Genomic DNA, 13,847 nt, shown 5'->3' on the forward strand with positions numbered 1-13,847 from the left:
AGGTTCCCCTAGCTTTTTACGTGTTTTAAATATCCTCTTTGCGCGATCATAAAGTAAATGGCAGAAGCTAAAATGTATGCTCCAATGACAAGCGCACCTGATTTCCATAAATCAATATAAAGCATTTTCCCTAACGTATGAAGAGCAACTCCACTATGAATGGAACCGATTAAAATTGGGATAAAGAAGATAACTCCCATTTGTCGAATCGCAATTTTGCGAATTTCTTTATCTGTCATACCGATTCTCTTTAACGATTTAAATTGAATACGATCTTGTTCTTTATCGTTAAACCATTTAAAGTATGTCATACTACAAGCGAAGAAGAAGAACAGTACCGCTACGAAGAAACCGATGAACATTGTAATTGCTCCACCTTCTCTTATATCCTTATACGCAAACACTGAATTTCTCAATTCTCCTTGCTTTTCTGGTGCAATTTCATTTTTCAAATCTAATACAAGATTTTCTGTATTTTTCCAATCCTCGATATAATAACCGTAATATTTCGTCTTTTCTTCATCTGGTACGAGTTTTGCATATTTCTCAAAATCTTGATCATTTACAATAAGATATTCACTATCATTAAAAACAGAATACTGCGTTGGATTATTTAATTGAACAGACTGCTTTTGCCCGTTAATTGTAAATTCATACGGTTTCGTACGATCTATCTTCATCAGTTCATTTGACATATCAACCATAACCATCGTTGCACTACCTGGTGCATTATGAACTTCTGTAGGTTGCTCTCTCTTTTGTTTGCGCACTTCTGCATTATATTCTTTTTCTGAAATAATCGTCATCGGTACTTCATGTTCACTATTAAACAACGTTATTTTCTGTGTTGCCGGTAGTTTAACGTAGGTTACTTTTCGCGCATCTTCAAACCCGTGTCTCTTCACAAGCTCCTGTACCTTTTCTTCATTAATAAGATTATGCGTATTTAACCCCTTTTCCTCATATGAAATAGCATGTGGTGTAAGTTCTACCGTTTTCGCACTCATATTTTCAAAATATACGTACAGTGTACCTACTGCTGAAGATACTACCGCCGTAATAATAGAAATTACAAATAGAAAACGAGCATTATCTTTCATTTTATAAATAAGATTGCTAAGAACAAACATATTTGGATACGTATAGAAAGATTGCTTTCTTTTTTGTAATGCTTTTAATACAACTGTACTACCTTGTGTAAATAATAAATACGTTCCGCCAATTGTCAGTCCTACCACCGGTAAAAAGAGGATGAGGAAATTCAGAAACGTTACTTGGAAGCTAAGTACATATGCAGCAATAATACATCCTATACCAACTACACATAACCATGTAAATGCAAACGGCTCTACTTTTTGCTTTCTAGCTTCTCTTAATAAATCAATAATTTGCAAGCGTCCTACCGTCCAAACGCTAAACAATGATAGGATTAAAAATAGGATAAAGTATACGCCAGCTGTAATAAGAACTGCTTTACTATTCCAAACAAGTGGAAGTGTCTTATCTATTTTCAATAATACGCTTAACGCTTGGAAAAATAATTTTGAACAAAGCATTCCAACCCCAATACCAATTACAATTGCAATACTACCTAACATCAGTTGCTCTAATATAATCATTCGGCCGAGCTGCGATTTCGTTCCGCCTATTAATGTTAGTAGACCAAACTCTTTTTTTCTTGCTCGTAAAAACGTTGAATTTGCATATAAAATAAAGAGTGCCGAGAAGATGACCACAATATAATTCATCGATTCTAATCCTTTTGTGATCATCTTTCTCATACTAATATTACCGCTTACGACATCTGGATGATAAATAAAAGAAGCATACATGAAAAATACGACAATCGATAAACAACTACTTATAAGAAACGCTTTATAGTTACGCCAATTTCCTTTTACGTTATTAAGCGCGAGCTGGCGAAAGTTCATGATATTCTCCTCCTAGCATCGCAAGTACGTCCAGAATTTCTTGGAAAAAGGCTTGTTTCGTTCTTCCTTTATGTATTTCCGAGAAAATTTCCCCATCGCGTATGAAAAGGATACGTTCACAATAACTAGCCGCTACTGGATCGTGCGTAACCATTGCAATCGTTACTTTCTTTTGCTCATGTAAATCTTGCAGAGCGCCCATTAGCGATTTCGCTGACTTCGAATCTAAGTTTCCAGTTGGCTCATCTGCTAAAATTAACGTCGGTTCATGAATGATTGCTCTCGCTGCTGCTGCACGTTGTTGTTGTCCCCCAGATACTTCGTATACTTTTTTATTTAAAATTTCTTCGATGTTTAAAAACTTCGCAATTTCCAGTACTTTCGCATCGATTTCATTTACAGATTTCTTCGCCATTACAAGTGGTAAAATAATATTTTCTTTAATCGATAGCGTATCAAGTAAATTAAAATCTTGAAAGATGAACCCTAAATGTGTACGGCGAAACTCCGCTAATTTTGCAGCACGCATTTGATTAATTTCTTCACCATTTACAAGCACATGACCTGAAGTTTGCTTATCAATTGTTGCTAATAAATTTAAAAGCGTCGTTTTCCCGCTTCCTGAAGGACCCATAATCCCTACAAATTCGCCTTCTTCTATTTTAAAATTTATATCGTTTAAAGCAGTCGTCGCTACTGAACCTTTTGATTGGTACACCTTCGTTAATCCTTTTACTTCAAGAACACTCATTTCTAATCCCCCTACGTGTTTTCTTCTTACATTTACTATAAGAAAAATAAGAAAAAGAAACGAGTGATTTCCCTTACAAAACGTTTTGTTATCTTACAGTTTTGTCATTTTTCTCATCAATGTATGATATTCTTCATCTTTTGCAAATTGGAACGTGAATGTTGTCCCTTCTCCTTCAGCCGATTGAACATACATTCCATGATGTAAATTATCGCAAATTTCCTTCGTAATATATAAACCCATTCCAGTCGCTTCTCTCGTTTTACGGCCATTTACCCCCGTAAAGAATGGATCAAATATACGCTTTACATCTTGCTCTGGAATACCGATTCCATTGTCCTTAATATGTAATAACACCTTTTGGTCTTTCTCTTCAATTTGAAATTGAATTTCTTTTTTCTCTGCCGCTGAAATTTTTGTATACTTAATTGCATTTACAACAATTTGACCTATAGCAATACTTAGCCATTTTCTATCAGAGGCAACCATACAAGTATCTTCTTCAAACATCACTTTCGGAAATACAGACGATTGAATGAAGGATTTCCGATTTTCATTAATAATACCTCGCACGACATCTATAACATTTACTACTTCTACCTTATAATCTTTCGCAAACTGCTCTAGTCTTGCCATATGTAACGCTAAATCTAAACCATTTAGTATACGATTATTTTCTTCACGAATACTTTCAACTGTTGCTCTTGCCTCACGATGCTCTTTGCCAAACTTTTGCAGCAATAATTCAATAACAGATACTGGTGTTTTCATTTGGTGAATCCATTGGTTCATAAATATCATTTGCTGTTGCTCTTTCGCATGCTGTTTATGAACTTCATTCATATATTGCTGTCTTAATAACGTAAAAGATTCAACGACCATTTCTTGCTCTGATGTATAAGATTCATCAATAAGTAAAGAGTCATGTAATGTATTTCCACCAGTAACATACTTTTCGATCCTCTTTAAAAACACACTCCGTTTTCGGTAATCGTAAATGAGGTATACAGTAAACACAACTGTTCCTAATAAAAGTCCATATAACCATGTACTCCAATCAATGGATCGCTTTTCTAAAAGACTTTGCAACTGTAAAACGAGCCCAAATAAACAAAGGCTAACAATATAAGAAAGAATTAAAGAAAAGCGGTCCATGAGGTAAATTTTAACCTTCATGCCCTTCGCCCCACTCCGTAAGAAGCGCATAACCATATCCACGTTTCGTTACAATTGCATTTTTAATGCCTAACTCCTCTAGTTTCTTCCTTACACGTTTTACATTTACGGTTAATGTATTATCATCCACAAATGCTACTTCATCCCATAGAGCTTCTAACAGTTCTTCGCGCGTTACATATTGATTCACCTGTTTCATTAAACACTCTAATAAGTAAAACTCATTTTTTGTCAGTTCAGTTTGTTGTCCTTGCCACTCAACAATATGCTGAGACGGGAATAACAACAGTCCATTTACACCTAAACAATCACTCTCAGCAGCAGAAGCATACTCTCCGTAACCACGGCGAAGCGCACTCTTCACCTTTGCCATTACGATATCTAAATGGAATGGCTTCGTAATATAATCATCGCCGCCATTTTCAATCGCCATTACTTGGTCCATTTCTCCTGTTCTTGCAGAAACAAAAATAATTGGCGCATTCGATACAGTACGAATTTGACGACACCAATAAAAACCGTCAAAGTACGGTAAATTAATATCAAGTAACACGAGATGAGGATTCACTTTTACAAACTCATCTTTTATTTGACGTAAATCACTTGCTCTAAATGATTGATAGCCATATCTTTCTAAATGCTCTTCTAATATTCCCGCGATTTTCTCATCATCTTCTACAATTAATATTTTATACATGTTCGTTTTCTCCCCATAAAAAATTCTTCTAAAAACCACTCCCTTTTTATTATAAATTGAAAATTTAATTAGTGGGGATTTTTTCCTATATAAATCCGATTTTTACGATATAAAAAAAGACTGCCGTATTTCGGCAGTCTTAATCGATAAATTCAAATTCATATTCAAGAATTTTTACAATATCTCCGTCTTTTGCACCACGTGCACGAAGCGCTTCATCAATACCCATTCCGCGCATTTGACGAGCGAAACGACGTACAGATTCATCACGTGAGAAGTCTGTCATCTTGAATGTTTTCTCGATATCGTAACCAGAGATAACAAACGTGCCATCACTTTCACGTGTAATTTCAAATTTAACACCTTCAGTATCAAATTTGTACATTACACTTGTATCAGACTCATCCGCAACTTCATGTATTGGGAATTCTGGTGTTGTTTCTATTAAGTTCGCTACTTCAAACAGTAAGTCACGAACACCTTGTCTTGTTACAGCTGAGATTGGGAAGATTTTTACTTCGTCTCCCACTTTCTCTTTAAATGCTTGTAAGTTTTCTTCTGCATCTGGCATATCCATTTTGTTTGCAACAACAACTTGCGGACGCTCAGTTAAGCGAAGATTGTATTCTTTCAATTCATTATTAATCGTTACGTAATCTTCATATGGATCACGGCCTTCTAAACCAGACATATCAATAACATGCACGATTACACGTGTACGCTCAATATGACGTAAGAATTGGTGTCCAAGTCCGACGCCAGCATGTGCGCCTTCAATTAGTCCTGGAAGGTCAGCCATAACGAAGCTGCGGTTATCACCAGTTTCAACAACACCAAGATTCGGAACGATTGTTGTGAAGTGATACTCTGCAATTTTCGGACGCGCTGATGATACAACAGATAATAATGTAGATTTACCTACACTTGGGAATCCAACAAGTCCAACGTCTGCTAGTACTTTAAGTTCTAGAATAACATCACGCTCTTGACCTGGTTCCCCGTTCTCAGCGATTTCTGGCGCTGGGTTCGTAGCTGTTGCGAAACGTGAGTTACCACGGCCACCACGGCCACCTTTTGCAATTACAGCAGTTTGTCCATGCGTTACTAAATCGGCAAGAATTTGACCAGTTTTTTCATCTTTTACTACTGTTCCTGGCGGAACCTTTACAAGTAAATCTTCAGATTTACGTCCGTGCTGACCTTTACTCATTCCGTGCTGACCGCGATCAGCTTTGAAATGACGTTGGTAGCGGAAGTCCATTAATGTACGTAAGCCTTCCTCAACTACGAAAACAACATCTGCACCTTTACCTCCGTCGCCACCTGCTGGGCCACCTTTTGGTACATACTTCTCACGACGATACGCAACCATACCATTACCACCGTCGCCGCCTTTTACATATATCTTGACCTGATCTACAAACATTATTTCACCACACTTTTTTCAATTGGTTGTAATATAACTGAGACTTCTTCGTCTCGCACTGTATAAGAAATGGAATACCATTTATTGTTTTGGGTCGCAAGCCAATTCTGTAGTTCTTCTACACTCGTTAGCTTACCACGAAAATCAAAAAAGAAACGAGCATTATCCGCGTCACATTCAATTGTGATACAAACATAATTTTCAACATATACGTCTAAACTATGCTGAAGCATCGAGAAAAATTGATTCGTCCATGTACATACAGTCTCATCTAAGTGAGATAAGTTATGTAATTTCCCTAATACTTCGTACTCCAATAAGCACGGCTGCTGTTTCCAATTATATGTTAAAATCCACTCTGAAAATAAAGGCATTGATAGCCCCATCAGATTGGATTCTTGTCTCGCTTCTTGGACAAAACGATCGATGAGACTATGAATTTCTTCCACTTTTCCAAGGGAAAGGTTTCCTTTCACCATCTGCATACGATTGAGCCAATCATGTCTTGAATGGCGCAATGCATCTATAATTGTCCATTTTTCATTCATTTAGATACCCCTTAATATAGAAAAACTCTAACCTGCACTCAGGTTAGAGTTTTCCGTGAGTTCTTATGCTTCTTGAGCAACAGGATATACGCTCACTTGTTTGCGGTCACGACCAAGACGCTCAAAGCGTACTACGCCGTCAACTTTCGCGTATAAAGTGTCATCGCCACCACGACCAACGTTAACACCTGGATAAATTTTTGTACCGCGTTGACGGTAAAGAATTGAACCACCTGTAACCGTTTGACCATCTGCGCGTTTAGCACCAAGACGTTTTGACTGAGAGTCACGACCGTTCTTTGTACTACCTACACCTTTCTTAGATGCGAAAAACTGAAGATCTAATCTTAACATACGTTACACCTCCTGCACTTTTTCTATTAAACGGATATACTTTCCGTAATCAAGTTCGATCGTCTTAAGCGAAACAACTAATCCTTCTAAAAGCGTTTGTGCTTTTTCTGCTGCATGAACGTCTAAATCATTAGGCAATTCATACGTTAAGAATCCGCCATCACTTCCGAGTTCAATAGTTGCTTGCACATTACAAAGTTCTTCCACTGCATTTATAGAACCAAACACAACCGCTGTAGTTCCAGCACAGACAAGGTCTTGTCCATGTGGCGCATAATCGGCATGTCCAGTCATTTTAAATGATTGGATACTTCCTAATTTCGTGCGACTTATCGTAATTTTAATCATGTTAACCAGAATTAAGCGTTGATAGCTTCAACAACTAGCTTAGTGTAAGGTTGACGATGACCTTGTTTCTTACGATTGTTCTTTTTCGCTTTGTATTTGAAAACGATGATTTTCTTAGCGCGACCTTGTTTTTCAACTTTCGCAGTAACTGTTGCACCTTCTACAACTGGGCTACCAACTTTAACGTTTTCGCCACCAACGAAAAGAACTTTGTCAAAAGTAACAGTTTCACCAGCTTCAACATCTAATTTTTCAATGTAGATTGCTTGACCAGCTTCAACTTTAATTTGTTTTCCACCTGTTTCGATAATTGCGTACATACTTGCACCTCCTCTTAATTACTAAGACTCGCCAAAAACGAGGTAGACATAAATGCCTTTAGGGAACCTGTCTTGTGCGGTTGTAGCATATAGCCGTTTAGGTGCTATAAACTATAACATAAAGATGTTATCATGAATCATAGACGGTTGTCAATAAATGTTCTGCTAACTATTTTTTCCGTTCTACAATTTCTTTTTTACTTCCAAAACGAACGATAGCATACTTTTCGATAATATCATCTTTGAAATAAATTTCAAATGGAATATTTTTTTGTAATCCTTTTTGCAAAAACTGTTTTTGCAGTTCTTTAGGCGCAGCGATTAATACTGCTTCATCTTCTATATTGCCATATGTGATTAGTTCTCTCTCTAACTCATACGCAATTGTTTCATGCGACATCACATAACCCGTCGCTTTGCAAGGTACACACTCTTTTAATAATACGTCCCGTAAAGAATGCTTTTTACGTTTACGTGTCATTTCCAAAATCCCTAGCTCCGTAAAGCCGAGCACCCTTGTATATGTTCGGTCATCTTGCATAGCAGCTATGAGACATTCTCTTACCTTTTCTTTATCTTCTCTTTTTTTCATATTAATAAAATCAATTAATATCATACCACCAATATCACGAAGTCTTAATTGGCGTGCAATTTCTTCAGCGGCTAGCTCATTTGTGCGAAGTACTGTATCTTGTAAATTTTGTTTTCCCGTAAACTTGCCCGTATTCACATCAATTACAGTCATCGTCTCCATTTGTTCTACAATTAAATAAGCACCATTTGGAAGCCAAACAATTTTTTGGAGTGCTTTCTCAATCTCACGCTCTATTCCAAAATGGTTAAACATCGAAGACTTTTCATTATAAAAAGATACTTTTTCTTTTCCAACTTTGTCTTCTAATTCCTTTACTATACTTCTTGTATCTACAACTACTTTTTCAATTGTTTCAATTGGGTTCTCTTGAAATACACGATCTAAAAAGGTCGCCGGTCGATGAAGTAATAACGGCACCTTTCCTTGACCCTCTTTTCTTTTTAACTCTTCATACAACTGTTGTAATCCTTGCATTTCAGCTTGTATTTCTTCAATTGCTCCTTTTTCAGAAGCAGAACGGAAAATGTACCCCCCCGTTCCCTCTATTTCAATTTGGAGTAACTGTTGTCTTCTTTTATTATTTTTTATTTTTCGAGAAACAGCGCGCATCTCATCAAACGGCATATAAACGACATATTTCCCGGTAAATTCTATATTCGCTGTCAATTTAGGCCCTTTCGTATCAATTGCCTCTTTCACAACTTGTACGAGTATCGCTTGCCCTTCATGTATACGATAAGAAGATGGTACATCATCGTATGAAAGGTAAGCATGTTTTTCTAAACCGATGTTTACAAAAGCTGCATTCATTCCAGCAATTGTTCTTACGACACGTCCAACATAAATATGCCCAACAATCTCTTGCTCTTCATTACGTTTCCATAAAAACTCAACAATCTTTTTCTTCTCTTCAATTGCAACGCGCTTTTCCGAACCAGCGTAATTCACATATAACGTTTTCAAAATTATTTCCTCACTTTATAATCTTCTTTGCTTTTACAATAATAAAAGGTTAGTGCTATCGTCAACACTAACCGATTAATTCTTCAACTGATGAAGTTGTTCGTTTTTCAGTAAAATATGCATAGAGCAATTCATTTTCATCCAATGTGTAATGCTCTTTATATTTTCCACGGACGATAATAGAATGCTTATATCCTCTACGAAATTTTGTGAAAATCGTATATAAACGATCTTCCGTTTGCACTTCAATAGGTGCAATCTTTTCGATTCCTCTTTTGTTTCCATAATAACGTTCTAATAAAAAACGCATAAATGCATACCGTCTTTGTTTCCACTCTTGATATAATGACACTGCTAAAAATATGAGTAGTACCCACATCATAATATTGTTACTATTCCAAAGTAACTGCCATCCTAATATTACACTAAAAAAAACACATGACAATTGCATCATCTTTTCATGTGCTTGTAAATAAGGGAAACGATATGATAATACATTAAACAATACTTTCCCGCCATCTAACGGCCAAATAGGAAGTAAATTGAATGCTAAAATAATTATATTATTCCACATGAAGAAATAATATAAATCTGCATTCAGCCAACCAGCTTTGAACAACATATAACCTACCAGCATCATCCAAACATGTTGAATCGGTCCTGCAATTACGACAACAAGTTCCTCTTTCAATGACTTATTACCATGTTCCTCAAGCTCGGCAACGCCACCAAACGGCAAAAGCTGAATTCTTTTTATACGCCAATTATAGTGTGCTGCTGCAAAAGCATGCCCAAGTTCATGAATAAGAACAATACAAAATAACAGTAGTAACTCTTTAAAACGCGCAGTAAAAATACCAATGACAATAATAACCCAAAATAATGGATGCACGGAAATTTTCGTTAAAACGTCCCTATATTTAATCAAATGATATCACCTGGATCGGATCAATAAATTTCTCATTCTTTTTTATCGCGAAATAAAACTTTCCATTTTTATCATTTGTATCATTACTCACCGTTCCAATTTTTTGTTTCTTTGAAACGTAATCATATAATTTCACTGACATATCGTTTAAGTTTGCATACCATGACTCCGTACCATCTGCATGTTGAATTTGAACTGTATTTCCAAGTTCCTCTTTCTTGCCTGCAAAAACAACTAACCCTTCATTTACTGACTCCACTTTTGCATTTGTAGCTGTTTGGACAAATACACCTTGGCCATTTTTTTGAAACCCTTGCATTACCTTTCCAGAAGCAGGAATTGCATAATCTTTTTGCTGAATACTTCCTTCTTTTTTCTCGTTCGGCGAATAGAATACAAGCGGTTTTCCAAATTGCTTTTCGTACCATTTCGCTACAGTAGCAAACTGAAATTCCTCTTTCATCACTTTTTCTGTAACAGCTTTAGCTCCATTGAATGAAGAAGGAGCATTCTTATATAAAATAGCAACCGAAAGAACTAATATTGCTGATAATAAAACTTTGAAGAAAAAGACTTCCTTTCGAAATAAAGGATGCATTTCCTTTTCTCCATCTTCAATAAATACTGCTTCACTATCAAAATTCCCTCCGTTAAAATACTGCTCTTCCTCCATCCTTTCTTGCTCGGCCTTCCTTTTTGCAATCCGCTTTTTAATTTCTTCTACGCGTCTATTCTTCATACTGTCTCCTTTCTTTCGTTAAGCTAATTTCATTAGAAACAGTTGTATACAGTTTGTACATATGTATGAGCTAAGAAAGAAAGATATTCGTGTGAAGAAAAAAGAAAGCACCTCGCATATGTGCGAAGTGCTCTTAACGGATTCCAAAGAAGTTTTTCACCTTTGCAAATACCGATACCTTTTCTTGTTCAAATGCTTGTAATGGTACATTCTCACCTAACAAGCGTCTTGCAATATTACGATAAGCCAACGCTGCTTTTCCGCTTGGTTGCAACGCCACAGGTTCACCTGTATTTGTAGCTCGAATAACTTCATCGTCATCTTCGACAACACCAAGAAGCTCGATTGACAATGTACGTACAATTTCATCAACATCTAACATATCCTGTTCATGAAGCATATGACTACGTACACGGTTAATAACAAGTTTGGGTGGTTCAATATCCTCTTTTTCTAAAAGCCCAATAATACGATCCGCATCGCGCATTGAGGATACTTCTGGAGTCGTAACAACGATTGCTTTATCCGCACCAGCTACCGCATTTTTAAATCCCTGCTCAATCCCCGCAGGACAATCGATTAATATGTAATCATAATCTTGACGTAATACTTGTATTAATTCATCCATTTGTTCAGGTGTTACCGCTGATTTATCACTCGTTTGTGCTGCAGGTAATAAATAAAGATCATCAAAACGTTTGTCTTTAATAAGAGCCTGAGGTAAACGGCAACGCCCTTCAACGACATCAACAAGATCAAATACAATACGATTTTCCAGCCCCATTACTACGTCTAAATTTCGAAGACCGATATCTGTGTCAATTAAGCACACTTTCTTTCCAGATAACGCTAGGGCCGTACCAATGTTCGCAGATGTAGTAGTTTTACCTACTCCGCCTTTTCCAGATGTAATTACTATTGCCTCTCCCACAGCTATACAATTCCCCTTTCTAACTTTGTTAAATTAGGTCTAAGATGAGTGAGAAGTTGCAGGCGATCGACAACAATGTGATTGTTCTCATTAATATACGCACATTCTGCCGCCTCCGCTCCGTCTTCTTTCTCTTCCGGAGCCCGCATTGCCACATCACTAATTCGAAGTTGCATCGGGTTCATAACAGATGCAGCGATTACAGCATCCGAATCCCCATAATACCCAGCATGTGCAATTCCTCTTAATGATCCTACGACAAAAATATTCCCCCCAGCGATAACCGTTCCGCCTGGATTAACATCTCCAATTAACAACAAATTTCCTTTTACATGTAAAACTTGTCCAGAGCGAACAATTTTGGAAATAGGGACAATTTCTGTTTCTTCTTTCCAAGCTATTGCTTCTGCTTTAGTGATAACATCACTTTCAATTGAATCCACAACAAGATTCTTTTTATTACGAATTAACGTACGAATCTCTTCTTGTTGGACTTCTGTTAAATAACGATTTCCTACTTTCACATGCACTTCAATTAAAGAGCGCCCATCACCATCGTAGTAATGTGTAGAAAGTTTTTCGTCTAATTCCATCAATAATTCTGAGAATGAACAACAATCATCTAAATGAAGCGTTATCCCATCTTTTGTCCCTTTTATCGTTACATTTTGTTGCTTTTTTTCTTCCACTAAAGTTCACCCCACCGATTCAATTCGACATAAAATTAGAAAATCCTTTTTTCTTTTTCTTCCATCGCTTTTGAAAGACGCACTATATATCGTCTCAGTGGGAAACAAACTATCAATAAGAAAATAGCATTTAACAATAAAGTAGAAAGGAGACGATCTGTGAAAAAGACATACGCTGGCATATGAGTACGTCCTAATAAAGTTAAGAATCCATACACATAATACTCTAGTGCTACAACGCTAGCTAATATGATAGAAACAACAATAAATAAATTCAATTGTAGTACTTTCATCACACTATATACTAAATAAGCTAAAATCGGATAAGCAAAAATATATATCCCGACAAGTTCTGTGTATACGGTATCAAATAAGAAGCCAAATAATAGTCCGTAATAAATCCCTTGGACCGGACTATAATACACTGTAATAAAACATAAGACGATTATAAAGAAATGCGGTGCTGCTATGCTGTCTTTCCAAAATACATCCGTTGGAACAACAGTAGCAAACATATTTTCAAATAGAAACACAAAAAGGAGCAAAAGAGGAAGAGCTGCTCTTTTTAATATCTTCATCATCTCTTCTTCTCCTCCTATTCTAATGGCGCTGAAGGTGTTGCACGTTTAGCAACCGTAATATGCTCTACGTCATTTAAATCAGCGGCAGGTTTTACATAAGCTGTTTTTGTTAAGCCATATGCATCCGGCTGAACTTCAACGATTTTTCCAATTACAAGACCTTTCGGGAAAATATCACCCAGTCCAGATGTTACAACTAGTTGATCTTTCTCTACCGGTGCATCAGAGCCAATCTTTGTGAAAAGAAGTAATTGCTTTTCTTTGTCATAACCTTCAATCAATCCAAAGATTTTCTCTTGCCCTTGTACAATAGCAGAAACGCGATTTGTTCGGCTCATAGAACTTAGTAATTCTACTGATGATGTAAACTGAGATACACTTTTCACTCTTCCAACTAACCCTTGTGAAGTTACTACAGCCATATCTTTTTTAATTCCTTGCTGTGCCCCTTTATCAATTCCAATTAAATCGTACCATTTATCTGGATTACGAGAAACAACAGTAGCTGGAATTTCAGTATACCCGCTATTTAACTCTTTTTTACCAGTTAGCTCTTGTAACTTCTTGTTATCATCTTCTAATTGTTTTACTTTCCCTGATAGACCTGCATAATTATCTAATTTTGCTTTTAATTCTTTATTCTCTTCATACGTGCGCTTTACATCCTCTACATTTTCGAAGAATCCAGCTACGTATTTCGCTGGCTTTTGGAATACACGTTCTACAACACCGACAGTATCTTTAACAAACTGCTCTGGCCATGTTAAACTGTTCCGTTCTTTCAATGAGATTCCAATCAATGCCACGAGAAGAATAATACTAACCAACAAAACAATTAATCTTTTGTTTAAGAAAAACTGTGGCACGTTC

At 36.5% G+C, this 13,847-nt stretch carries 16 protein-coding genes and 1 other annotated feature; all 16 genes read right to left on the bottom strand.

Annotation, left to right across the window (positions count from 1 at the left end):
* Positions 1-8: 8 nt before the first annotated feature.
* The 16 genes from ACTL4X_RS22450 to mreC all read right to left on the bottom strand — a co-directional run bounded on the left by ACTL4X_RS22450 (position 9) and on the right by mreC (position 13,843).
* A complete protein-coding gene (locus ACTL4X_RS22450; RefSeq protein ID WP_001011410.1) occupies positions 9-1,931 on the bottom strand; it encodes an ABC transporter permease in 1,923 nt (640 codons plus the stop codon).
* Positions 1,906-2,682 (bottom strand): ABC transporter ATP-binding protein, encoded by a 777-nt coding sequence (locus ACTL4X_RS22455; RefSeq protein WP_000114529.1) that lies wholly within the window; start codon positions 2,680-2,682, stop codon positions 1,906-1,908. The genes ACTL4X_RS22450 and ACTL4X_RS22455 overlap by 26 nt, the downstream gene beginning before the upstream one ends.
* Positions 2,683-2,775: 93 nt before the next feature.
* The gene (locus ACTL4X_RS22460; protein ID WP_000865181.1) at positions 2,776-3,858 is read right to left on the bottom strand and encodes a HAMP domain-containing histidine kinase; all 1,083 of its coding nucleotides are present in this window, start codon (positions 3,856-3,858) and stop codon (positions 2,776-2,778) included.
* Positions 3,848-4,555 (bottom strand): response regulator transcription factor, encoded by a 708-nt coding sequence (locus tag ACTL4X_RS22465; RefSeq protein ID WP_000276723.1) that lies wholly within the window; start codon positions 4,553-4,555, stop codon positions 3,848-3,850. Before ACTL4X_RS22465 ends, ACTL4X_RS22460 begins: the two co-directional genes overlap by 11 nt.
* Before the next feature lie 139 nt (positions 4,556-4,694).
* Positions 4,695-5,981, bottom strand: a complete 1,287-nt coding sequence (gene obgE, locus ACTL4X_RS22470; RefSeq protein WP_000497128.1) for a GTPase ObgE — start codon at positions 5,979-5,981, stop codon at positions 4,695-4,697.
* Positions 5,981-6,529, bottom strand: coding sequence for a sporulation initiation phosphotransferase B (locus tag ACTL4X_RS22475; protein ID WP_001003584.1), 549 nt, complete (start codon positions 6,527-6,529; stop codon positions 5,981-5,983). Before ACTL4X_RS22475 ends, obgE begins: the two co-directional genes overlap by 1 nt.
* 63 nt (positions 6,530-6,592) lie before the next feature.
* On the bottom strand, positions 6,593-6,883 hold the full coding sequence (rpmA, locus tag ACTL4X_RS22480) for a 50S ribosomal protein L27 (RefSeq protein ID WP_000944958.1): 291 nt from the start codon (positions 6,881-6,883) through the stop codon (positions 6,593-6,595).
* A gap of 3 nt (positions 6,884-6,886) precedes the next feature.
* A complete protein-coding gene (locus tag ACTL4X_RS22485; protein ID WP_001973720.1) occupies positions 6,887-7,231 on the bottom strand; it encodes a ribosomal-processing cysteine protease Prp in 345 nt (114 codons plus the stop codon).
* Between the two features lie 11 nt (positions 7,232-7,242).
* Positions 7,243-7,551 (bottom strand): 50S ribosomal protein L21, encoded by a 309-nt coding sequence (gene rplU / locus ACTL4X_RS22490; RefSeq protein WP_000270907.1) that lies wholly within the window; start codon positions 7,549-7,551, stop codon positions 7,243-7,245.
* A 14-nt stretch (positions 7,552-7,565) separates the two neighbouring features.
* Positions 7,566-7,643 (bottom strand) — a sequence feature (ribosomal protein L21 leader region).
* A 77-nt stretch (positions 7,644-7,720) separates the two neighbouring features.
* Complete coding sequence (locus ACTL4X_RS22495) at positions 7,721-9,109, bottom strand: Rne/Rng family ribonuclease (RefSeq protein WP_000855491.1); 1,389 nt, start codon at positions 9,107-9,109, stop codon at positions 7,721-7,723.
* Between the two features lie 67 nt (positions 9,110-9,176).
* Positions 9,177-10,037 carry a stage IV sporulation intramembrane metalloprotease SpoIVFB gene (spoIVFB, locus tag ACTL4X_RS22500; protein WP_000599058.1) on the bottom strand — a complete coding sequence of 287 codons (861 nt, stop codon included), beginning with the start codon at positions 10,035-10,037 and terminating at the stop codon, positions 9,177-9,179.
* Positions 10,030-10,776: a stage IV sporulation protein SpoIVFA gene (gene spoIVFA, locus ACTL4X_RS22505; RefSeq protein ID WP_000797471.1), complete on the bottom strand. Its 747-nt coding sequence runs from the start codon at positions 10,774-10,776 to the stop codon at positions 10,030-10,032. Before spoIVFA ends, spoIVFB begins: the two co-directional genes overlap by 8 nt.
* Before the next feature lie 133 nt (positions 10,777-10,909).
* Positions 10,910-11,707, bottom strand: coding sequence for a septum site-determining protein MinD (gene minD / locus ACTL4X_RS22510; protein WP_000503309.1), 798 nt, complete (start codon positions 11,705-11,707; stop codon positions 10,910-10,912).
* Positions 11,708-11,709: 2 nt separating this feature from the next.
* On the bottom strand, positions 11,710-12,396 hold the full coding sequence (minC, locus tag ACTL4X_RS22515) for a septum site-determining protein MinC (RefSeq protein ID WP_000391521.1): 687 nt from the start codon (positions 12,394-12,396) through the stop codon (positions 11,710-11,712).
* A 35-nt stretch (positions 12,397-12,431) separates the two neighbouring features.
* Positions 12,432-12,977: a rod shape-determining protein MreD gene (gene mreD / locus ACTL4X_RS22520; protein ID WP_000975766.1), complete on the bottom strand. Its 546-nt coding sequence runs from the start codon at positions 12,975-12,977 to the stop codon at positions 12,432-12,434.
* A gap of 14 nt (positions 12,978-12,991) precedes the next feature.
* Positions 12,992-13,843 (bottom strand): rod shape-determining protein MreC, encoded by an 852-nt coding sequence (gene mreC, locus ACTL4X_RS22525; RefSeq protein ID WP_001135488.1) that lies wholly within the window; start codon positions 13,841-13,843, stop codon positions 12,992-12,994.
* Between the last annotated feature and the right edge of the window lie 4 nt (positions 13,844-13,847).

The sequence above is a fragment of the Bacillus sp. RE35 genome, assembly GCF_052146655.1.
Taxonomy (GTDB): domain Bacteria; phylum Bacillota; class Bacilli; order Bacillales; family Bacillaceae_G; genus Bacillus_A; species Bacillus_A cereus.